Raw genomic sequence first — 19,957 nt, 5'->3', positions numbered from 1 at the left:
ATGGTCCTTCTGATCTCAGGGATTGCCGGAGCCGTCGATCGAAGTCGTGCCGCCCGTGGGCGTGGGGCCGGGCACCGGCACGGACGGACTGATTCCGGCGCCGCCGATTTCGGTGGAGCCCAGCGGAATCCCGACGCGGCCGACCGTCGATGTCGAGGGCAGGGACGAGACTGCTGCAGTGCTGCCGGGGCAATTGGTCGATGAGGTGCCGGACAGCCCGCCGCCGTCGAACAATGCTCCGGAGGATGAAGCATTGCCGGATCCGGCGCAGACGGTCGTGCTTTGCGCGGGGTTGATCGGGGAGATGCCGGGCGTTGCGATCTCGGTCGATCCCAACGGAATGCCCACGGGTCGCGTGGATTGCGGGTTGAGCGGCGAGGTCGCAAGCATGCCGGCAGGCGGCTGCGTTCCCGGCATCGTTGTTTGGGCGATGGCCGCAGTCGAGACCAGCCACAGGACGCTGGTCGCAAGCATCGCGGCAGGGTGCATCAAGGAGAACCGGCGCGATTCGGAACTCCGTGCGCCGGCGTCGTTCGGTGAATGCTGATCTCGCATGGAAGAAGGCTCCGGCTCTATGCATGGACATTAGAAAGATGCGCTCGCGCGGGTATTTCCAGAACGCACGTCCTGCTCCCCGGCTGCACGACGGCGAGGAGGCGTCGCCTCGTCATCGGCCCCGAAGCGCCTTCGCTATCTCAGGATGGCCCGCGCGTGTGCGATCTCCCGGCTGCACGCGGCGATGTCGCCGGCGCGATTGGCGGTGCGCGCGCGATCGAGCGAGTCGAGCGCGTCAGTGAAATCGACGCCGTTGCCACCTTCTGCTTCCGCGAGCGAGCGGGGCGTCGGTTGATGGCTGCGCAGCGCGCTGAGGCTCTCCGGCTTCCAGCCGTGGGAGCCCGCATCCTTTTCTATGGCCAGATCGAGCTGGGCCTGGGTTTGCGCGATGTCATCCGCGCAGCTTCCGGCATGAGCCGGCATGGTCGCGCACAGCAGGGCGAAGAGAGCGACGCTGCACTTTGCGATGGATGTCATTGTTCAATCCTATGCTTGGATTTCGAGTGACGTCAGGAACGTTGTCGTGAATGACAGAGCGCGTATCGATCGTCTTTCGCGTATGAACGCCGGCCGTTCACGCTTGCGAGAGATCATTGTCATGAATGTCAGTGTGCATGACGTGGGCCCTCCGTTAGAAGTGCGTCTCTCAACCGGGCCGCGTCCGGAGGATGTTCGAGCAGCGATCGTCGCAGCTCGCGTGTCCCGGCGTGCGAAGTGGCAAGGGCCGTTGCTTGCCGAAATACGCGGGCAAGCATCGAAACTAGTGTCGCGTCATTCCAACCCGGAGTGATCCCGACATGAAACACCTCAACGCTGGTCTCGCCTTTGCCGCCGCTCTCTCCTTGCTCTCGACCGTCGCCCCTGCGAACGCGGAGCCCCTGAAGAACATCGTCCTGGTGCACGGCGCCTGGGTGGATGGGTCCGGCTGGAAACCGGTCTACGAGATCCTGACCAAGGAAGGCTTCCGCGTCACCATGGTGCAGGAGCCTGAGACCTCGTTCGCCGACGACGTCACGGCGGCCAAGCGCATTCTCGATCTGCAGGATGGCCCGACGCTTCTCGTCGGCCATAGCTACGGCGGCTCGATCATCACCGAGGCCGGCGTTCATCCGAGCGTCGTCGGTCTCGTCTACGTCGCCGCGCACGCGCCCGACGTCGGAGAGGACGAATCGGCGTTGGGCAAGAAGACGCCGAGCGTGCTCGGCAAGACCGAGGGCGTCATCAAGGTCACGCCCGACAAGTTCACCTATCTCGATCCCGTGCAATTCCCGAAACTGTTCGCACCCGATCTGCCGCGCGAGCGGGCCGAGTTCGTCGCGCGCTCCCAGGTCCCGGCCGCGGCCCAGGTGTTCAGCACGCCGCTGACGGCGGCGGCGTGGAAGACCAAGCCGAGCTGGGGCATCGTCGCCGGCAACGACCAGATCATCAATCCGGATCTGGAGCGCTGGTACTACGAGCGCGCCAAGAGCCAGACCACCGTGATCCCGGGCGCCAGCCACTCGGTCTACGAGTCGCATCCGAAGGAAGTGGCTGCGGTCATCACCCGCGCCGCGCGCAGCATCCAGCAGCCGGTTACGCGGTGATCACGCTTCGCCGGTCCTGACGCACGACCGGCAGAAGGAAGGACGGCGGGAGCGGCAGCACTCCCGCCGGCCCGACTGTGCCATCAGGAGAATTCCCATGAATGTGATCGAGACGACCGGCGCCGCCCTGAACTGGAAGGTGACGACGGTGAAGCGGGCCGGACTGAGCCGCGACTTGCCGTCCGGCAATCCGGACCTGATGTGGGTCGCGAATTCGTCGACGTTGATCTACGGCGAGCGGGACGCGGTCCTCGTCGACACGTTCCTCACCGCCGGGCAGTCGAAAACGCTGCTGGACTGGGTCGCGTCTTGCGAGCGAAATCTGACGACGATCTATGTCACACACGGGCACGGGGATCATTTCTTCGGGCTGGCACCGCTGCTCGACCGCTTTCCGCAGGCAAAAGCCGTTGCCGTTCCCGAGGTCGTCGACGAGATGAAGGCGCAGCTCTCGCCGGCCTCGCTCGACGGTTTCTGGCGCAAGCGCTTTCCGGGCGAGATCGCAGAGCGCCTGGTCGCGGCTGCGCCCCTCGAAGGCGAGCTCACGCTCGAGGGACACAAGCTCGTCGTCATCGACATGGGACGAACCGATACGGCGCGCTCAACCGCCCTTCATGTCCCGTCTCTCGATCTGATCGTCGCCGGCGACACCGTGTACAACGGCATTCATCCCTATCTGGCCGAAACCGACACGCAGAGCCGGCTGGAATGGATCGCCGCGCTCGACCGGCTTGTGGCGCTGAAGCCGCGCTTCGTCGTCGCCGGACACAAAAAGCCGGATAACGACGACGACCCGCGCAACATCGCGGCGACCCGGCAATACCTGCTCGATTTCAACCGCCTCGATAAGGCGACGATATCGCCGCGCGAGCTCTACGAGGCGATGCTCGAGCTCCATCCCGACCGTGCCAATCCGGGGTCGCTCTGGAGCGGGGCCAACGCCGCAAAGGGGCAGAAGTCATGACGAGCTGGCAGGACAACCGTGTCGCGCGTGATGCCCGCATTGCGGCGGGCGCAGTCCTTGCCCGCGGCAAGGTCGTCGAAGCACACGACGTCACGCGCCTGCTGGAGGCCGTGATCCGGCCGGGCGACCGGGTTTGCCTGGAGGGCGACAACCAGAAGCAGGCGGATCTCTTGAGCCGCGCGCTGCTGGCGGTCGATCCCTCCAGGGTCAACGATCTGCACATGGTGCAGTCGGGCGTCGTTCTGCCCGAACATCTGGACCTGTTCGACCGCGGCGTCGCGAAGCGGCTCGACTATGCCTATTCCGGGCCGCAATCGGCGCGGATTGCGCGCATGCTGTTCGGCGGCAAGATCGAGCTGGGTGCGGTTCATACCTATCTCGAACTGTTCGCCCGCTACTTCATCGACCTCACGCCGCACGTCGCGCTGATCGCCGCCGTCAGCGCCGATCGCGAGGGAAATCTCTACACCGGCCCGAACACCGAGGACACGCCGACCGTGGTCGAGGCGACGACGTTCAAGGACGGCGTCGTGATCGCCCAGGTCAACGAGATCGTGGAGACGGTTCCGCGGGTCGATATCCCGGCGGACCGTGTCCATTTCATCGTCAAGGCTGACAAGCCGTTCTTCGTCGAACCATTGTTCACGCGCGATCCGGCCGCGATCACCGAAGGCCAGATCCTGACCGCGATGCTGGCGATCAAGGGGGTTTATGCACCGTATGGCGTGCAGCGGCTCAATCACGGCATCGGCTTCAGCACGGCCGCGATCGAACTCCTGCTCCCGACATTCGGCGAGAGGCTGGGGCTGAAGGGCAGGATCGCAACCCACTTCGCGCTGAATCCGCATCCCGCACTCATTCCCGCGATCGAATCCGGCTGGGTGCGGCAGATCCACTCGTTCGGATCGGAGGTCGGCATGGATGACTACATCCGCGCCAGATCCGACGTCTACTTCACCGGTCCCGACGGCTCGTTGCGTTCCAACCGCGCCTTCTGTCAGGCCGCCGGGCTCTATGCCTGCGACATGTTCATTGGCTCCACGCTGCAGATCGATCTGCAGGGAAATTCGTCGACTGTCACCACCTCGCGCATCGCAGGCTTTGGCGGCGCTCCGAACATGGGGGCGGATGCCCGCGGGCGGCGGCATCCGAGCGAGCCCTGGCTGAAGGCCGGAGCGGAGGCCGATCCGGACGGCTCGGCACTGATGCGCCGCGGCCGCAAGCTGGTCGTGCAGATCGGCGAGACGTTCGGGGACAAGAACGTGCCGCTGTTCGTCGAGAAGCTCGATGCCATCGAGCTCGCGGAGAAGCTGAAGCTCGAACTGGCGCCGGTCATGATCTATGGCGACGACGTCACGCACATCGTCACCGAGGAGGGCGTGGCGAATCTCTTGCTGTGCCGCACCGCGCAGGAGCGCGAGCAGGCCATCCGTGGCGTTGCCGGCTACACCGATGTCGGCCGTCGGCGGGACCACGGCATGGTCGCGCGCCTGCGCGAGCGCGGCGTGATCCGCCGGCCGGAAGATCTCGGCATCAATCCGCTCGATGCGGATCGCAGCCTGCTGGCGGCGCGCTCGATCAAGGATCTCGTGCGCTGGTCGGGTGGCTTGTACGCACCCCCTTCGAAATTCAGGAACTGGTGAGGAACGCGCCATGGAAGATCTCAGCTTTCGACATCCGGTTCGCGCCCGCGCCGACGGCGCCAGGCGGAGCGCGATTGTCGGCATAGTTGCCTCGGGCAATCTCGAAGTGCTGGTGGAGCGCGTGCTGCCGGATGCGGAATGTGCCATCGACATCAAGACCGCCGCCGTCGGCTTCGGCGAGGTCTGGAGAGCCGTGATCGGCGATTTCGTCGAGCGCTATTCGCCCGGCGGGCTGAAGTTCTCGATCAATGACGGCGGCGCGCGTCCCGATACGGTCTCGCTCCGGCTGGCGCAGGCGGTGCGATCGATCGCGGAGAACGGCCAATGACCGCGCCGATCAAGCACATCACCCCCGCCGAACGGGCGCACAGCACCAGCTTCTACGAGGCGTCGGCCCGCGTGCGGCTGGAACTGCTGCTCGATGCCGGCAGCTTCGTCGAGTTCATCGGGCCGGAGCAGCGCGAGGTCAGCCCGCATCTGAAGATATTCGATCTTCCCGAGCAGTTCGACGACGGCATCGTCGTCGGTCACGGTCGCCTCGACGGCTCGCCGGTGTTCGTTGCCGCGCAGGAGGGCCGCTTCATGGGCGGCGCCTTCGGCGAAGTGCACGGCGCCAAGCTGACCGGGCTGCTCCGCGCCGCGCGCGAGATCGGCTCGATCCCCGTCTTGATCCTGTTCGATACCGGCGGCGTCCGGTTGCAGGAAGCCAATGCCGGCGAGCTTGCCATCGCCGAGATCATGCGCGCCGTGATGGAAGCGCGCGCCGCCGGCGTGAAGGTCATCGGCCTGATCGGTGGGAGGTCCGGATGCTACGGCGGCGGCGGCCTGATCGCGGGCTGTTGCTCCGCGCTCGCCGTCTCGGAGCCGGGGCGCATCGCGGTGTCAGGTCCCGAAGTCATCGAGACCAATCGCGGCGTCGAGGAGTTCGACTCGCGCGATCGTGCCCTGGTCTGGCGGACGATGGGCGGCAAGCACCGCCGCCTGCTCGGCGCCGCCGATGTCTTTGCCGACGACAATGTGCAGGATTTTCGCGAGGCCGCGCTGGAGCTGATCGGCCTGGTCGGACCTTTCGGTCTCGACAGGCTGAAGGCCGAGCAGGAACGGCTCGCCGGACGGTTGCGCCGCTTCGGCGCCTGCGCGGATGCCGTCGACATCTGGACCGCGGAAGGCATCGAGCACGCTGAGACGGTTCCGGAGCTGCCGGCAGATCAGTTCATTGCGCTCGCCAACAGGATCGGGAGGACCAGCCGTGACGCTCGATGACATCATCGCCTCGCTCTTTCCTGACGGCCATGAGGTAAGCAACGACAACGGCGTCCTTCACGGCTCGGCGACGCTGCGATCCGGTGGCACGATGCTGGTGATCGGCGTTGCGAACCGCACCGCGCTGGGCGTCGACGAGGCCGTCAGGCTTTCCGGACATGTCCTGGAATCGATCGGCCGGGACTCCGGGCCGATCCTGGTGCTCGTCGATAGCGACAGCCAGCGCATGAGCAAGCGTGACGAACTGCTCGGGCTGAACGAGTTCCTCGCACATCTGGCGAAGGTGCTGATCCACGCGGACATGAATGGCCGCCCGACCGTCGGCGTCCTGTACGGCCACTCGGCTGCGGGCGCGCTGCTTGCGACAGGCCTTGCAACGCGTGTGCTGGTCGGACTGCCCGGAGCCGATCCCGCAGTGATGGATCTGCCTTCGATGGCGAAGGTGACCAAGCTGTCGATGGAGGCGCTACAGGAAAAGGCGAAGTCGACGCCGGTGTTCGCGCCGGGCCTGTCCAATCTCGCGCAAATGGGTGCCGTTCACATGACATGGAGCAATGCCGCATCGCTCGCCGACCAGCTAGTGGTTCATCACAGTGATTATGACTCTTTGGCGGTGGCTGGATAGGCGCGGCCGAGTTTGGTGCGGGCTTTTTCTGTTGTGAACATCCATTTGATGCGGGCTCGGGTTTTATTCCGCCTCTTTTGCCATGCTGCGATCTCGTTTCGGAGCCTTTTGGGATCGTCGATGCGGCGGCCGAGACACTGACGCTGTAGCACGCTGATCTCGCACTCGACCATATTGAGCCAACTGGCGTGCTTCGGGGTGAAGTGGAATTCGAGGCGGCGCAGGATGCGCCGGGCCTCGGCGGGCGCGAAGGCCTCATACAGCGCCCCAGGCTTGTGGATCGACAAATTGTCCTGCACGACACGGATGCAGGCGGCGTCGGGATAATGGACGTCGACGAGATCACGCATGCAGTGGGCGTAGTCCACGGCGGCGCGGCGGTCGGTGACCTTGACGTTGCGCCAGCCCCGATGTGGATCGAAGGTGACGAAGAGATTGGCGGTGCCGTTGCGGCGATACTCGTAATCGTAGCGCTCGCGCTGTCCCGGTTGGGCCGGGACCGGCTGGCGCACCTCGCCGATCAGCTGGATGGGGGTCTCGTCGAAGCAGACCAGCGGCCGGGCGGGATTCTGCGTCTCGGCGTAGAGGTCGAGCACGTCCTCCATGCGGGCAACGTATTCGCCGTCGACATGGGGAATGCACCACATGTCCCTGCGCCACGGCTTGAGGTCGTTCTCGGCCAGCCGGCGACGCACGGTCTCGCCCGACAGGCTGTTGTGATCGGTGAGCTTGACCATCGTGTCGGCCAGCAGCGTCAGCGTCCAGCGTTTGCAGCCAGCGGGCGGCTTGGCGCATGCGGTCGCCACCAGCAGGGCTTCCTCCTTGCCGGTCAGCTTGCGCTCAGCGCCCGGACGCGGCTCCTCGCTCAGGGCCCGCTCCATATTGCCTTCCACGAAGCGGCGCCTGGTCCGGCCGACGGTGGAGAGGCTGACACTCACGGTCCGGGCAATCTCCTCGTCGCGGCAGCCTCCATCGGCCGCCAGCAAAATCTGCGCCCGCTTAAGCTTGCGGGCGGCGTGCTTGCCGCCGCCGAGCATCGCCGTCAGTTCGTCGCGCTCGGCTTGGCTCAATTCGACCCGATAACGTACATTCATGCTTTGCCTCCTTGTCGGAGGCCGGGACGAATCCAACGATGAGTCAAAAATCAGGCGCGCGCTTCACCGAGAAGCAGGGTTATTACCTGGCCTTCATCCATACCTACGCCCATATGTTCGGACGTCCCCCCGCCGAAGCCGACATCCAGCGCCACTTCCGCGTCAGCCCGCCTTCGGTCCATCAGATGATCGTCACCCTCGAACGAAACGGCTTCATCCGACGTCAACCCGGCGTCCCCAGAAGCATCGAAATCCTCGTGCCACCGGAAAGCTTGCCGATCCTCGAATGGCTCGGTATCAAAACGTCAAAATCACTGTGATGAACCACTAGAGGCGTTGCTCGCCGACATGCCGGCCGCGCAGGACCGGCGGGATGCGCTCGGCAAGCAGCGTGGCGGCCGGCTGAAGGCCGCCGAGATCGCGGAGCGCGTTCGTGACCTCGCCCTGCAAGCACGGTGATCGACCGCCCGGTCGTCACGACCTCGTCTTCGTCAGCCCCGCGGGGTGGCGCGCGATGTTGGACGCGCGCGACGATCTCGCTGCCGATTCCCTTCTCGCGCGCTGGCCCAAAATGCGGTGGCCGACGATCAGGCGGCGCGCCTTGCCACACGAGGCAACCGGCGTCGCGCTGGGCCTGCCCCTGCCGCCTTCTGCCGGCAAGAAACGGGTTGCCCTCCTGGTCGAAATCGACCACGTCGCCTCGGTCGCGCGGCCGCCGTCGCTGCAACAGGCGCGGGCTTACGCGCCGCGCAACTGGTGGCCGACGCTCGACCGGCTCGACGGGCTGGCGCGTCGCCATTCGGTGGACGCGCGCGTCTACGGCAGCCTGGCCTGGCAGTCGTTGACCGGGCTCGACTACGTGACCGGCCGTTCCGATCTCGATGTCCTGTTCGAGTTTCGAAGCGAAACCGACATCGATCGCTTCGTCGCCGATGTCGCCGCGATCGAGACCAGCGCGCCGATACGGCTTGATGGCGAGCTGATGAGCGCCGACGGCGCTGCGGTGAACTGGCGTGAAGTCCACGGCGGCGCGAGCGAGCTTCTGGTCAAGAGCATTGAGCGCGTGGTCCTGCTCGACAGGCATCAATTCATTTCGGGAGCGACGGGATCATGATCACCATGGCCGCAAGAGGCATGGAACGGCCGCTTCTGCGCCGCGCGCGGATAATGCCCGATGTCTCTGCCATCGGTGCTGTCGCCGCCGATTGCCTCGTCAAGGAGCTCGAAACCTGGCCGAAACCGGGGCTGGTGAGCCATGTCGACAATGGCAGTCACGATGACATGGATGCGGGCACGTTTCGTCGCAGCGCCGCGGCCATCAGGCCCTATCTGCAACGCCTGGCCGATGCGGGTGCGCTTGGCTGCGGCATGGGGCGGCTGCGGATCATTGGCCTCGAGGCGGAGCGCGCCATGTTCGCGGCGACGTCGGGGGTCAACACGCACCGTGGCGCGATCTTCGGGCTCGGCCTGCTGTGCGCGGCCGCCGGTGCGAGAGCCGGCGGGTTGGTCGCTCCCGAGCTTCCGCTTGGCGACGTCGTGGCGCGCCTGTGGGGCGACAGCATCCTCGATGGTCCGGTGCTGCTGCACAGCCATGGCAGCGTAGCCCGCCGCCGCTTTCGCGCGGGCGGTGCGCGTATCGAGGCCGCGAGGGGATTTCCCAGCATCTACGGAATCGGCTTGCCGGCCTTGCGGAGAGCAACTGTCGTTGTGGAGGATACGGAAGCCGCCCGGGTCGAGGTGTGCTTTGCTCTGATCGCTTCCGTCGAAGACACCAACCTCCTGCATCGCGGCGGCCTCGACGGCCTTCGTTTTGCACATGACGCTGCGCGTCGCTTCGTCGATGCCGGCGGCGTCTGCGCGTCCGGCTGGCGTGCGCGGGCAGAATCGATCCACGAAAGTTTCGTCGCCCGCCGTCTCAGCCCGGGTGGATCGGCCGACCTGCTCGCTATGACGCTCTTCGTCGATGCCCATGAAAGGCCGATTCCATGATGTCCAACGCGATCCTGATGGCGCTGGTGCCGGTCTTTTTCGTCCTGTTGCTGGGATACGCCGCCGGAAAATTTCATATCGTCGACAATCTTCACGTCGACGCCCTCAACGCGCTGGTGATGGATTTTGCGCTGCCGGCGTCCTTGTTCGCCGCGACCGCTTCGGCCTCGCGCCGCGATATGATCGAACAGGTTCCGCTCTCCATGGTGCTCGGCGTGACGATGCTGTTGCTCTATGTCGCCTGGTATTGCGCCGCGCGCAGGTTCTCGAAGGCGTCCCGGTCCGATGCGTCGCTGCAGGCCTTGACGATCGGCTTTCCGAACCTTGCCGGCGTCGGACTTCCGATCCTGTCGTCCGTGTTGGGCCCCGCCGGCACCGTCCCGGTCGCGGTCGCGTTGGCAACGGGTTCGATTCTGATCAGCCCGCTGACCCTGATCATGGTGGAAATGGGTGCGAGCAGGGCGCAGGGCGCCGAATTGTCGATGCGGCAGATTCTGACGGCAGTCAGGCGCGCGATCACCAAGCCGGTCGTACTGGCGCCTGCGGCAGGCATCCTGCTTTCGCTGTCGGACGTGAGCCTCGATGCACTTGCCCATGCATGCCTGGCGTTGATCGGGAGCGCCGCCGCGGGTGTCGCCCTGTTTCTCACGGGGGCGATTCTGTCGGCACAATCGTTCCGGCTGGATTGGCGGATCGTGGCCGCAACGGCGGCCTCGGATGTCGTTCGGCCGCTGCTGGCCATTGCGGTCATTCACTTCATTCCGATTGCGCCTGATCCCGCCAAGACTGCCATTCTGCTTGCCGCGGTGCCTTCGGGCTTTTTCGGCATCCTGTTTGCCGTCAACTACCGGCTGGATTCCGCGACGGCGGGATCCATGGTCATCGCCAGCACCGGATTCAGCGTCGTGACCCTGGCGATTGCAATCGCCATGCTCTTTCCCGGTTAGGTCGCGACCGTGACGCTTGCGATCCTCTGCTCGGGACAAGGCGGACAGCATCGGGACATGTTCGCCCTCACGGGCGGCGCGCCTGAGGCCGCGAACCTGTTTGCGCACGCGGCGACATTGCTCGGTGGCAGCGATCCGCGCGATTTCGTCCGCGGCGAACCCGATGAGGCCCTGCACCGCAACCGTACGGGCCAGATTCTCTGCACCTTGCAGCCGCTCGCCGCGGCGCGCGCGCTCGCAGATGTCATTCCACGCGGCGTCATCATTGCCGGCTACAGTGTCGGCGAGGTCGCGGCCTGGGGTGTCGGCGGCGTGCTCGATGCGACCGCCACGCTCGATCTCGTGGCACGCCGCGCAGAGGCCATGGATGCGGCCACGCGCGCCGGCGACGGGCTGATCTTCGTCCGTGGTCTTTCGCGCGAGAAAGTCGGTCAGCTTTGCGAACGTCACGGCGCAGCGGTCGCCATCGTCAATCCGGGCGATGCCTTTGTCGTCGGCGGCGGCCGTGAGGCGCTGGGCGGGATTGCCGACGACGCGCGGGCGATGCACGGCGCAAGGATCGTCGCGTTGCCGGTCGAGGTTGCCTCCCACACCAAGCGGCTCGCCGCGGCGTCTGCCGCATTTCGTGAGACCTTGCGCCTGGCACCGGCGGTATTTCCCCCGAGGACCGGTGCGCGCATTCTGAGCGGAATCGATGCCGCTCCGGTCGTCTCGCTCGAGAGCGGTCGCGACAAACTTGCCGCGCAGATCTCGCAAACGGTGCAATGGGCGGATTGCCTGCGGGCCTGTGTCGAAGCGGGCGCTACGGGGTTTATCGAGCTGGGGCCGGGACATGCGCTCAGCAGCATGGTTGCGGAAATCGGGGCCGGACTTCCGGCTCGCTCGCTGGATGATTTCAGGAGTCTTCAGGGCGTCCGCGCCTGGGCTGCGCGTCACCTGAACGACTAGCCTCGCCAAATTCCGAAGAGACGATGCCGTCGATCGCGCTGCCCGGTCGAAAAAGGGGGCCGTCCTTTGGGGGAGGACGGCCCTAAAACGCTCGTATGCCCAGGGAGGAGGGAGGCTCGAGCTGTGACTTGGGGTCTCAGTCACCTAACACGCACAGCATCGCCGATCCCGCGGCCAAAGTATTTCACGAACCCCTTGTGTTTCTCATTTCGCATGATTCACGAGAAGTCCGCGGGCAGCACGTGAGACGCGGCCTTGTATGTCGAAGCCGGATCGCCGCCGGAGAGCCTGGACGAAGCCGATGCGTTCCGGCTGGCGCAACGCCAGCGCGCAGGCGTGTCACCCGTGATCCGTTTGAAGACGGTCGAGAAATGCGCTTGGGTGCAGAAGCCGACGGTCAGCGCCACCTCGGCCAGGGCCGTCTCGGAATTCGACAGCAGCGATTTCGCACGCTCGATGCGCTGATGCAGCAGGTACTCGCGCGGCCGGTATCCCGTCGCGGCGCGAAACTGGGCCGCGAAGTGCATCCGGGACAGTCCCGCCACCTTGGCAAGCTCGGACAAGCTGATGCAGTGGTCGAAGTGCGTCCCGACGTATTCCTCCACGCGCCGCAGTCGCCATTTCGGTAAGGCATTGACTTTCGAGTGTGGCAGCTCGCGCCGGGCGAGGTGCATTGCCAGCGTCTGACCGATGCAACGCGCGAATTCCCGGTCAGCCGAATGGCCGCGTTCTGTCAGCGCCTTCGCCAGCTGTTCGGCAAAGGGGTCGCGGAGCAGCACGAGGTCGTTGAGGCCTTCGGCCGAGGCTGTTCCTGCTCCAGGCCTTAGGAACGGAAAATAAGTGCTGGCCGAGACGTGGAAGTGCAGGAAGTCGCACGGCGCCGAGAACTGCGCACTGAGCTGCTGCAACGGTGCGCCGATATACAGCGTGCCTGCCGGCATGATGCCGTCGAAGATGGTGTGACGGCCTCTGGTCAGTTTGGCGCGGGACGTCTTCAAGGCGATGGCGAAGAAGTATCGGTCGGCAGGCGTCGTCGCCTCTTCGTGCCTTATGCCCGTTTGCGTGCAGGTCCAGCGCGAGATCGTGATGTCGTCAGGCGTGGCCGCGGGCTGGCGCCACCTCCGTTCGAGGGGAAATGCGCGAGTCTCCTGCGGGGAGGCCGGTTCGTGGCGGCTGGGTTGATACGTCGACCGGGCGCCGGCCGCTTGGATATCGGTGAGCATCGTTCGTCCCCGTGTCCTGGATTCTGCCGCCGTCGTGACGGCTGCCGAATGCAACTGGTCCATGCTCGAACGATAGGTGCGGCCTCGTCGAAAGGCTCGTTAAGGATGCTTAAGCGGTATTAGATTTTGCAAATGCGAGAGGTGCGACCGCATGTCGCAAAGAGTTCAATTGAACCAAAGGGATCAAGCACATGTGTCGTGAGGTCTGATGTTAGAGCGCAGCACCGGCCGGACCAGAGGTTTGACGCGGCGCCGTCTCGTTCGGTCGGGCGTGTTCGTCTAATTCAGAGCAGACGTGTTCAGGGCAGACGTGGCGAGGCGTCGATGCCGGGTGTAAGGCCGGGCGCGATCGACTGTGCCGAGGGAACCGCGGGTTCGCGCGAATACGGGATCGCTTCCACCTCGGGGCGTTGCTGGGATGTGGCCTGCAGGCAGTTCGCACGCGGCGGTTGTCCTGCGCCGAACAGATCAGTGAGGGGATCCATGAAGCTCGCGCGGAACCGGTCGAACCGGGTCTGGTGATCGCCCGCGGAGGGCTGTCGGATTGTCACCGTCGCCGTCATGCCCGAGACCAGTGGCACATCCGGCGGCACCGTGTCGATGGCGACGCGAACCGGTACGCGCTGGGCAAGCCGCACCCAGGTGTAGATCGGGTCGACATTGGGCAAGCCCTGCGTGCCCGCAGCGGCGTTCGACACGCTGACGCCTCGCGTCACGGTCTTCACATGCCCCAGGATCGGCTTGGCGTAACCAATCAATTGCGCTTCCGCGCGATCCCCGACGCAGACGCGAGCCATCTTGGTTTCCTCGAAATAGCCGTCGATCCAGAAACTGTTGGAATCGATCACCGAGATGTTGCTGACGCCAGTGACGGCATAGTCGCCTGCGCGCAGCAGGAGATTGGTGACGTAACCGTCGACGGGACTGGTCACGCTGGTCCGTTTCAAATTCAGCTCCGCCTGTGCGAGCTGGTGTGCCGCCGCCTCGTAGGCGGCCTTCGCCTGCGCTGCGTTGCCTGCATAGATCTGCTGCTCTTCGGGCGTCGTTGCGAGGTTGGACAGATGCCGACGCCGGTCGAACTCGGCCTGCTTCACCTCCAGATCCGCGGCCCGCTGGTCAACCAGCGCCTTGCCGATTCGGACGGCCACTTCGAAGTCGAAGGGGTCGATGACGTAAAGGACGTCGCCCTTGTGGACGAACTGGTTGTCGCCAACCCGCAGCGCCACGATCTTGCCTGCAACCTGCGGCGCGACATTGGCGACCTGGACACGCACGCTGCCGTTCCGCGTCCAGGGAGCAGTGACGTAGTGCTGCCAAGTCGCAACCGCTATCAAGACGGCGACCAATGCGATGCCGAGGGTCGCGAGATGCTTGCCGGCGCCGAGCATGAATTGGCCGACAGCCTTGTGCAGCGGCCTCGCGGAGGGCGTTGCCTGTGTCGGAGGTCTGACGGTGTCCGCCGTGCGATCGCTGGTGTCGCGTGCCACGGTCTCCGGTGCGGCTGAGCCCTCCGCGGTACTTGAGGCATCGCCCGGTGCTTCGGCTGATGGGTCGCTGCGAAGCGGGGCGGCGTCGCGGGGCAGGGTAGCTTCCATGACTCTTCTCCCTAGAAGAACAGTGCGAGCATGCCGAACATCGCCACGTAGAGGCAAAGTTCGGCCAGCGACGGGTTGCTGAAGACTCTCGCGAATCCGATGAAGCGCAGCAGCGGGCGCAGCAACAGGAACGCGAGTAGCGCGGTTGCCGCATAGGAAACGATGGGTGCAATGAGCACGCCGCCGATGACGAGTTCCCGATAGGTGTTCATCATGGTCGTTTCCCTTGGCTGGAGTCGGCCGGAGATTGTGACGGCGCGAAGGCCACGCTTGCCGCAATCAGCGCGGCAATGGCCGCGCTGGCCGACAGGTCGCTTCGTGCTGCCGACTGGTGCAGCGCCTCGGCTGCAGCGAGGATCACGCCGCTGTTCCGACGGGTGAGGGCCTCTCGCGCGGCCTGCGCCGCTACGGCCAGCGGCCCCTGTCCGACCCGGTCCAGTTCGGCGCGGCAACGCCGCAGGGCTGCGGCCTGGTCGAAACAGCGCATCGCCGTGCCGGCCATCTGATCGTCGATCGCGGAGGGGCCGTTTGCGGTCAAAATCTGCTCGATCCGCGCCGCGTCGCGAAAGGCGGCTTCCTCCGGCGCGAGGTGGCGGGCTCGTCCCCCGTCGGCGCGGCTCAGTTCGCGCCGGGCCTCTCCCAGCAGCAGGCGAACTCGCCGGTCGCCCGACAAGGGAGGCAGCAGCAGCTGCGCCGCGAAGACCAGCGTCGACGACAGGCAGACAAACAAGCTCGTCACGAGAAACACCTCGGGGTCGTAGCTCTGCGGATTGGTCGGCGCGAGCACGACGAGGGTGAACACCAGCACGAGGCGGCCGATCGAAGACAGCATGGGGCTCGGCAACGTGATCAGAAGTGCGAAGGCCGATGACGACAGGCGCAAGACCGATCGCGAGCAGCTGAAACTCGGACACACCGTTGAAGACGAGATATTTCAGGATGCCGGCCAGCACGCAGGCGATCGGCGTCGCCATCACCGCCACCATCGTGAAGTTGCGCGGCGAGGGTGACGTCGAGCCGAGGCCGATGATCACCGCAACGAGCGAGAGGCAGAGCTCGGTGGTCGGCCAGCCCGTCAGGACGAAGACAATTGCAATCAGCGTGAACGAGATCGCAGCCCGTGCGCCAGTCTCGGCCGCGATGCGGCGCGAGCGATAGAGCGGTGCGCGCCATGCACGATACGGGCTTGTCCCTTCGCGCAGCGCATCGAGGCTGCCGCGGACCTGCGCGTTGTTTCGGCCGATTTCGGCCCGGAGCGAGGATCGGGATATCGCGACCAGCCCGGCTGCCTCTGGGGCCAGCGCCGACGCGGCAGGGAGCGCTGCGAGCATGCGACCGAGCGAGAGCGCGCTGACGAGATCGACCAGCGCGGAACGCGCGGCCGCGGTCCTTGCCGTGCCGATGCTCGATTCCGTCGTCAGGCTGGCGATCTCCGGACGTACCGCCGCGATGTCATGCAGCAGTCCAGCCCCAACGGCCGCGGATGGAGTCTCGCCGCGCTCGGCATCTCGCGCGAGATCCGTGACCCGGCGGTTCAGCACTTCGATGCGGCTTGCCAGAACCGGATGATAGCTCGGCGCGGCCAGAACCTCGTTCACAAGCGCCACCGCAAGGACGCCGATGCCGATGGCTGCGCCACGCGCGACGCCGGTCGGGAACACCTGTAGCGGCGTGTCGATCTGCTCGACGGCGATCAGGGCGACGGTGATGCAGCAGAGTGCCGCCGCATAGGCGCGATTGCCATCCAGCAGGCCGGCCACATAGGTGCAAAGCCCGACCCAGATGCCCAACACCACCAGCAGGAGGCCGCCGGTCTGGGAAAATAGGCCGGCGATCGCGATCGAGGCGATGACGCCGATGACGGTTGCGAGCAGCCGGTAGCCGGCTTTTTCCATACCCTGACCGCGTGTCGGCAGCGCCAGGACGGCCACGGTGAGGGCGGCCGACGACGGGGATTCGAGCTCGAGCCAGAAGCCCACATACAACGCGAGCAGCATCGCCAGCCAGACCCGCAGCGCGAACGCCCAGGAACTTGCCGGAAAGCCGGCAAAGACCAGCGGGCGCGGCGCGGCGGCACTGGTGGTATTCACTGGCATCGTGCCCCATCCGTTTCCGGCAGAGCGTGCGGGCCTGCCGATCTCGCAAAATCAGCGCCGAATATGAGGTTTGCGGGGCTTGCCGGTATTTCCGGTCCACCAACCCGCTTGCCGGAATGCACGTCCGGTTGGGGGCAGGGGCCGTCTTGCGGACTACGGCGCGTGGCCTGCCAGCGCCTCTTCGAGGTAACGGATGATCTCGTCACCGCTGGAGGGCTTGCCGAGATAGCAATGCGCGCCAGCCGCCATCACGCGCCGGCGCACGGATTCGCTTGGAAATGCCGTCATGAAGATGATCGGAAAGCGTCGGCCGGACGCGATCAACTGTGCCTGCAGCTCATCGCCGGTGATGACAGGCATCTGGACGTCGGCGATCATGCATGCCGGATCGTCTCCCGGTGCCTGCCGCAGGAAATCCATGCCGGATTCGTAGGCCTGGGCCTCGTAGCCGATCGAGCGCACCAGGCTCGCCAGCGACGTGCGAACGCCTTCGTCGTCGTCTACGATCGCAATCACCGGGGTTTTGGCCATTGGCACACAATCCTGACCGCGGTGTTCCGCAAGGAGGCATCTCCCTTTGCGCGGCCGATGGCGCCTTATGCACCCGGGGCAGTCCCGCAGGAATTATACTCAGGTGTGATCCGTAGTCCCGCGGGTTTGGGATACCCCCAGCGCCTCGGCCTTGCGGACGAGGTCGGCCAGCGACCGAACCCCCATCTTGCGCATGACGCTCCCGCGGTGGATCTTGACGGTGATCTCGCTGAGCCCGATCAGGGCCGCGACCTGCTTGTTCATCAGGCCGGCGGTGACATGGCCCATCACCTCGCGCTCGCGCGCCGTCAGGGTCTCGTACTGGGCGCGGATGTCCTCCTTGGTCGCGGCTTCGGCACGGTGCTGCGCATCACGTTCGAGCGCCGCCGTCACCGCATCGAGCATGTCCTGGTCGCGAAACGGCTTGGAGAGGAAATCGACGGCACCGGCCTTCATGGCACGCACCGACATCGGAATGTCCCCATGGCCCGTCATGAAGATGATCGGATAGCTGATGCCCTGCCGGACGAGCTGGCTCTGCAGATCGAGCCCGCTCACGCCCGGGAGGCGGACGTCCAGCACGATGCAGCCTGGGCCGCCGGGCAGCGAGCCGCCGAGCAGTTCCGCCGGCGAGCCGAACAGGCGCGTCTCGAGGCCGACGGATCGAAACAGGCTGTCGAGCGAGGCGCGGATGCCCGCATCGTCATCGACGATGATGACAGTCGCGCTTGAGGGTTGCGTCGGCGGCTGAGCCTGGGTTGGTCGTGTCATGGCGAGGCGTGTTCTTGGCTATATGGCAATGTCAGGTGGAATGTCGCTCCCGAGCCCGGGGTGCTCACCACCGACAATCGGCCGCCGTGAGCTTCCACCGTCGTTCGGCAGATCGCAAGCCCCATGCCCATCCCGCCATCCTTCGTCGTGAAAAACGGATCGAACAGGCGTGCCATGTCATCAGGCGGGATGCCCGGGCCGCTGTCCTGCACCGTGATGGCGAGGGTCTCGCTGTCCACGGTGCCTGCACGCAGCGTGATGACGCGGGAACCGGGCCGGCCTGACATCGCCTGGCTGGCATTGATCAGAAGATTGACCAGGACCTGCTGCAGCTGAATCCGGTCGCCGCGAACCGGCGGCAGGCCGTGCTGCGGCTCGACGATGAGGGCGACGTCGTCCTTGGCGAGCTCGCGCGCGACCAGCGCAGTCGCCTCCTCGATGACCTCGCCGATTTGCAGCAGATCCTGCTGGGGTGCAGCCTTCTTCAGGAAGGTCCGGATCCGGGTCACGATCTCGCTGGCGCGGCGGCCCTGAGCAACAACATGGCCGATCGTGGTGGCGACCTCCTTGAGATCGGGTACGTCGCGCCGCAGCCATCGCAAGCCGGCTTCGCCGCTGGTGACGATTGCCGCCAGCGGCTGGTTCACCTCGTGCGCTATGGACGCGCTGAGCTCGCCGAGGGTGGCAACGCGCGCAGCATGGGCGAGCTCGGCTTGCGCCGCGAGCAGTGCATCCTGAGCCTGCTTGCGCTCGGTGATGTCGACGACGAAGACGAGCACGTTTTGATCTCCGTCGGGTTCGGGCGGAAAGGTGATCGTGAACAGCACGGGGACCTTACGCCCGTCGAAGCTCACGAGCTGGGTCTCCCCTTCGTGAAACCGCTCTCCGTTCGCGAATGCGACCAGGGCGTCGAGGAAACTGCGATCATTCTCGCCCAGCAGCTTGTCCGCGTTCTCGATGAAGGCCGGTGAGCCGCTTGCCCCCGCCATCTTCTGCAGGGCCGGATTGACGTCGGTGATTCTGGCGAGGCGGCGGGCATGCCTGACGAAATCGGGGTTGCGTGCCAGATAGTCGCGCAGGTCCGCCCCTCCGGTCTGCAGCGAATCCAGCGCGGTCCGCAGTCCGCTCCAGTCCTCCTCGACGACGCCGATCCGGCTTGCGTCGAACATCCGGCGGTATCGCCGCTCGCTCTGCACCAGCGCGCTGTGCGCCGCCACGCGGTCCGTAACGTCGGTGTGCGTTTCGAGCACCCCGACGGGTTTGCCGAGATGGTCGTGCTGAAGGGCCCATCGGGCGTCGACGATGAGCGCGGCGCCGGCCTTCGTCCGTTGCTCACCCCTGCCTTCCCATCGCCCGGTATCGAGCAGGCTGGCCTCGATGGCTTCCCGCCGGTCGGAATAGCTGGTCCGCAGAAGCTTGTCGGCGAGCTGCCCGAGCGCCTCGTCGGCCGACCAGCCGTAAGTCTGTTCCGCGGTTTTGTTCCAGAACGTGATCACGCCGCCGCGATCCCTGACGAAGATCATGTCATGCGAGAGATTGAGCAGGCGCGCTTGCGCCGCGAGGCGCGTCGTCGCCGCGTGATTCTGCAGCACCAGCAGGGTGGTGATCCCGATCGCCGCGAGGCTCACCAGCGCGCGAAGGGCGGGCGAGGCGATTTCATGCAGATCGTGCGACAGCAGATAGGCGGTTATGGTCAGGACGACACAGCCGGTCGCGGCGACGATGATGTCGTTGCGCCGATTCGTCCTTGCCGCAAGGAGGATCGCGATGACATAGAGGACTGCGACCGCGCCCTCGAGCGGCGTCAGCACGTCAACCATGAAGACCGCGAAGGCGAGGGCGGCGGACCAGAACCGCAAGCCGGCGCGGCTCATGGATGAACCCGTGGGCCGATCAAGGTTCGTCATCGTCGCAGGCTGTGCTTCTTCTCATTGCAGCCGCGTTGATGCCGCGATTTGATCGCGTCCACAATATCCAGCCGGCCGATTTTCGTGCTCTCGTGGAAGACCTCCTGGACAGTTGAATCCGGCGCGGGCGCGACCGGGAGATTCTCCGGCGGAACGAGGCTTCTCGGTGATATCGCCGATCACGGCCGCGTCAACTTACCGCAGGCGCGCCGAGCCGCCGGCC

Annotated in this window: 21 protein-coding genes and 2 pseudogenes; 12 read left to right on the top strand and 11 right to left on the bottom strand. The window is 65.6% G+C overall.

The window, feature by feature from the left end:
• Positions 1-15: 15 nt before the first annotated feature.
• Together EI171_RS45245 and EI171_RS03780 are read right to left on the bottom strand one after the other, a co-directional pair.
• Complete coding sequence (locus EI171_RS45245; RefSeq protein WP_210253963.1) at positions 16-555, bottom strand: hypothetical protein; 540 nt, start codon at positions 553-555, stop codon at positions 16-18.
• Positions 556-690: 135 nt separating this feature from the next.
• Positions 691-1,032 carry a hypothetical protein gene (locus EI171_RS03780; RefSeq protein ID WP_161532633.1) on the bottom strand — a complete coding sequence of 114 codons (342 nt, stop codon included), beginning with the start codon at positions 1,030-1,032 and terminating at the stop codon, positions 691-693.
• 320 nt (positions 1,033-1,352) lie between these two features.
• Between EI171_RS03780 and EI171_RS03775 the strand changes: the two genes are divergently transcribed.
• The 6 genes from EI171_RS03775 (at position 1,353) to EI171_RS03750 (ending at position 6,633) form a co-directional block, all read left to right on the top strand.
• Complete coding sequence (locus EI171_RS03775) at positions 1,353-2,138, top strand: alpha/beta hydrolase (protein WP_011083104.1); 786 nt, start codon at positions 1,353-1,355, stop codon at positions 2,136-2,138.
• A 97-nt stretch (positions 2,139-2,235) separates the two neighbouring features.
• On the top strand, positions 2,236-3,102 hold the full coding sequence (locus EI171_RS03770; RefSeq protein ID WP_161532632.1) for an MBL fold metallo-hydrolase: 867 nt from the start codon (positions 2,236-2,238) through the stop codon (positions 3,100-3,102).
• A complete protein-coding gene (gene mdcA, locus EI171_RS03765) occupies positions 3,099-4,745 on the top strand; it encodes a malonate decarboxylase subunit alpha (protein ID WP_161532631.1) in 1,647 nt (548 codons plus the stop codon). The genes EI171_RS03770 and mdcA overlap by 4 nt, the downstream gene beginning before the upstream one ends.
• A 10-nt stretch (positions 4,746-4,755) precedes the next feature.
• Positions 4,756-5,073 carry a malonate decarboxylase acyl carrier protein gene (gene mdcC, locus EI171_RS03760; protein WP_011083101.1) on the top strand — a complete coding sequence of 106 codons (318 nt, stop codon included), beginning with the start codon at positions 4,756-4,758 and terminating at the stop codon, positions 5,071-5,073.
• Complete coding sequence (locus EI171_RS03755; RefSeq protein WP_038966669.1) at positions 5,070-6,008, top strand: biotin-independent malonate decarboxylase subunit beta; 939 nt, start codon at positions 5,070-5,072, stop codon at positions 6,006-6,008. Before mdcC ends, EI171_RS03755 begins: the two co-directional genes overlap by 4 nt.
• Positions 5,995-6,633, top strand: coding sequence for a biotin-independent malonate decarboxylase subunit gamma (locus EI171_RS03750; RefSeq protein WP_246740447.1), 639 nt, complete (start codon positions 5,995-5,997; stop codon positions 6,631-6,633). Before EI171_RS03755 ends, EI171_RS03750 begins: the two co-directional genes overlap by 14 nt.
• Here the strand turns inward: EI171_RS03750 and EI171_RS03745 are convergent.
• On the bottom strand, positions 6,606-7,727 hold the full coding sequence (locus EI171_RS03745) for an IS630 family transposase (RefSeq protein ID WP_161532241.1): 1,122 nt from the start codon (positions 7,725-7,727) through the stop codon (positions 6,606-6,608). The genes EI171_RS03750 and EI171_RS03745 overlap by 28 nt on opposite strands.
• A gap of 38 nt (positions 7,728-7,765) precedes the next feature.
• Between EI171_RS03745 and EI171_RS03740 the strand changes: the two genes are divergently transcribed.
• From EI171_RS03740 to EI171_RS03715, 6 genes and pseudogenes are all read left to right on the top strand, one after another.
• The gene (locus EI171_RS03740; protein WP_126262178.1) at positions 7,766-8,047 is read left to right on the top strand and encodes a LexA family transcriptional regulator; all 282 of its coding nucleotides are present in this window, start codon (positions 7,766-7,768) and stop codon (positions 8,045-8,047) included.
• A gap of 1 nt (position 8,048) precedes the next feature.
• Positions 8,049-8,186 (top strand): annotated as a pseudogene (locus tag EI171_RS46630) (biotin-independent malonate decarboxylase subunit gamma); the annotation flags it as partial.
• Complete coding sequence (gene mdcG / locus EI171_RS03730) at positions 8,161-8,841, top strand: malonate decarboxylase holo-[acyl-carrier-protein] synthase (protein WP_161532630.1); 681 nt, start codon at positions 8,161-8,163, stop codon at positions 8,839-8,841. The pseudogene EI171_RS46630 and the gene mdcG, both read left to right, overlap by 26 nt.
• A complete protein-coding gene (mdcB, locus tag EI171_RS03725; RefSeq protein ID WP_161532629.1) occupies positions 8,838-9,716 on the top strand; it encodes a triphosphoribosyl-dephospho-CoA synthase MdcB in 879 nt (292 codons plus the stop codon). The genes mdcG and mdcB overlap by 4 nt, the downstream gene beginning before the upstream one ends.
• Positions 9,713-10,663: an AEC family transporter gene (locus EI171_RS03720; protein WP_011083096.1), complete on the top strand. Its 951-nt coding sequence runs from the start codon at positions 9,713-9,715 to the stop codon at positions 10,661-10,663. The genes mdcB and EI171_RS03720 overlap by 4 nt, the downstream gene beginning before the upstream one ends.
• A 9-nt stretch (positions 10,664-10,672) precedes the next feature.
• Complete coding sequence (locus EI171_RS03715) at positions 10,673-11,611, top strand: acyltransferase domain-containing protein (RefSeq protein WP_161532628.1); 939 nt, start codon at positions 10,673-10,675, stop codon at positions 11,609-11,611.
• Positions 11,612-11,829: 218 nt separating this feature from the next.
• Here the strand turns inward: EI171_RS03715 and EI171_RS03710 are convergent, their stop codons facing one another.
• From EI171_RS03710 to EI171_RS03680, 8 genes and pseudogenes are all read right to left on the bottom strand, one after another.
• A complete protein-coding gene (locus EI171_RS03710; RefSeq protein WP_246740445.1) occupies positions 11,830-12,834 on the bottom strand; it encodes an AraC family transcriptional regulator in 1,005 nt (334 codons plus the stop codon).
• A 299-nt stretch (positions 12,835-13,133) separates the two neighbouring features.
• On the bottom strand, positions 13,134-14,429 hold the full coding sequence (locus EI171_RS03705) for an HlyD family secretion protein (RefSeq protein ID WP_161532626.1): 1,296 nt from the start codon (positions 14,427-14,429) through the stop codon (positions 13,134-13,136).
• Positions 14,430-14,440: 11 nt separating this feature from the next.
• A complete protein-coding gene (locus EI171_RS03700; RefSeq protein WP_246740609.1) occupies positions 14,441-14,641 on the bottom strand; it encodes a DUF1656 domain-containing protein in 201 nt (66 codons plus the stop codon).
• Positions 14,641-15,261: an FUSC family protein gene (locus EI171_RS46625; protein WP_371740529.1), complete on the bottom strand. Its 621-nt coding sequence runs from the start codon at positions 15,259-15,261 to the stop codon at positions 14,641-14,643. The genes EI171_RS03700 and EI171_RS46625 overlap by 1 nt, the downstream gene beginning before the upstream one ends.
• Before the next feature lie 103 nt (positions 15,262-15,364).
• A pseudogene (locus EI171_RS46620) lies at positions 15,365-16,426 on the bottom strand (FUSC family protein); the annotation flags it as partial.
• A 252-nt stretch (positions 16,427-16,678) separates the two neighbouring features.
• The gene (locus EI171_RS03690; RefSeq protein WP_028175265.1) at positions 16,679-17,056 is read right to left on the bottom strand and encodes a response regulator transcription factor; all 378 of its coding nucleotides are present in this window, start codon (positions 17,054-17,056) and stop codon (positions 16,679-16,681) included.
• Positions 17,057-17,155: 99 nt separating this feature from the next.
• Positions 17,156-17,827: a response regulator transcription factor gene (locus tag EI171_RS03685; protein ID WP_161532625.1), complete on the bottom strand. Its 672-nt coding sequence runs from the start codon at positions 17,825-17,827 to the stop codon at positions 17,156-17,158.
• Complete coding sequence (locus EI171_RS03680) at positions 17,824-19,701, bottom strand: PAS domain-containing sensor histidine kinase (RefSeq protein ID WP_246740444.1); 1,878 nt, start codon at positions 19,699-19,701, stop codon at positions 17,824-17,826. The genes EI171_RS03685 and EI171_RS03680 overlap by 4 nt, the downstream gene beginning before the upstream one ends.
• Positions 19,702-19,957 lie beyond the last annotated feature (256 nt).

Origin of the sequence: Bradyrhizobium sp. LCT2 (assembly GCF_009931255.1) — a bacterium.
GTDB lineage: Bacteria > Pseudomonadota > Alphaproteobacteria > Rhizobiales > Xanthobacteraceae > Bradyrhizobium > Bradyrhizobium diazoefficiens.
This window is presented reverse-complemented; position numbering and strand designations above follow the sequence as displayed.

Excerpts from the sequence above, each read along its gene's own strand:
- EI171_RS45245 (WP_210253963.1), bottom strand. The coding sequence starts at position 555 with ATGCGAGATCAGCATTCACCGAACGACGCCGGCGCACGGAGTTCCGAA.
- EI171_RS03780 (WP_161532633.1), bottom strand. The coding sequence starts at position 1,032 with ATGACATCCATCGCAAAGTGCAGCGTCGCTCTCTTCGCCCTGCTGTGC.
- EI171_RS03775 (WP_011083104.1), top strand. The coding sequence starts at position 1,353 with ATGAAACACCTCAACGCTGGTCTCGCCTTTGCCGCCGCTCTCTCCTTG.
- EI171_RS03770 (WP_161532632.1), top strand. The coding sequence starts at position 2,236 with ATGAATGTGATCGAGACGACCGGCGCCGCCCTGAACTGGAAGGTGACG.
- mdcA (WP_161532631.1), top strand. The coding sequence starts at position 3,099 with ATGACGAGCTGGCAGGACAACCGTGTCGCGCGTGATGCCCGCATTGCG.
- mdcC (WP_011083101.1), top strand. The coding sequence starts at position 4,756 with ATGGAAGATCTCAGCTTTCGACATCCGGTTCGCGCCCGCGCCGACGGC.
- EI171_RS03755 (WP_038966669.1), top strand. The coding sequence starts at position 5,070 with ATGACCGCGCCGATCAAGCACATCACCCCCGCCGAACGGGCGCACAGC.
- EI171_RS03745 (WP_161532241.1), bottom strand. The coding sequence starts at position 7,727 with ATGAATGTACGTTATCGGGTCGAATTGAGCCAAGCCGAGCGCGACGAA.
- EI171_RS03740 (WP_126262178.1), top strand. The coding sequence starts at position 7,766 with ATGAGTCAAAAATCAGGCGCGCGCTTCACCGAGAAGCAGGGTTATTAC.
- mdcB (WP_161532629.1), top strand. The coding sequence starts at position 8,838 with ATGATCACCATGGCCGCAAGAGGCATGGAACGGCCGCTTCTGCGCCGC.
- EI171_RS03720 (WP_011083096.1), top strand. The coding sequence starts at position 9,713 with ATGATGTCCAACGCGATCCTGATGGCGCTGGTGCCGGTCTTTTTCGTC.
- EI171_RS03710 (WP_246740445.1), bottom strand. The coding sequence starts at position 12,834 with ATGCTCACCGATATCCAAGCGGCCGGCGCCCGGTCGACGTATCAACCC.
- EI171_RS03705 (WP_161532626.1), bottom strand. The coding sequence starts at position 14,429 with ATGGAAGCTACCCTGCCCCGCGACGCCGCCCCGCTTCGCAGCGACCCA.
- EI171_RS03700 (WP_246740609.1), bottom strand. The coding sequence starts at position 14,641 with ATGAACACCTATCGGGAACTCGTCATCGGCGGCGTGCTCATTGCACCC.
- EI171_RS46625 (WP_371740529.1), bottom strand. The coding sequence starts at position 15,261 with ATGCTGTCTTCGATCGGCCGCCTCGTGCTGGTGTTCACCCTCGTCGTG.
- EI171_RS03690 (WP_028175265.1), bottom strand. The coding sequence starts at position 17,056 with ATGGCCAAAACCCCGGTGATTGCGATCGTAGACGACGACGAAGGCGTT.
- EI171_RS03685 (WP_161532625.1), bottom strand. The coding sequence starts at position 17,827 with ATGACACGACCAACCCAGGCTCAGCCGCCGACGCAACCCTCAAGCGCG.
- EI171_RS03680 (WP_246740444.1), bottom strand. The coding sequence starts at position 19,701 with ATGAGCCGCGCCGGCTTGCGGTTCTGGTCCGCCGCCCTCGCCTTCGCG.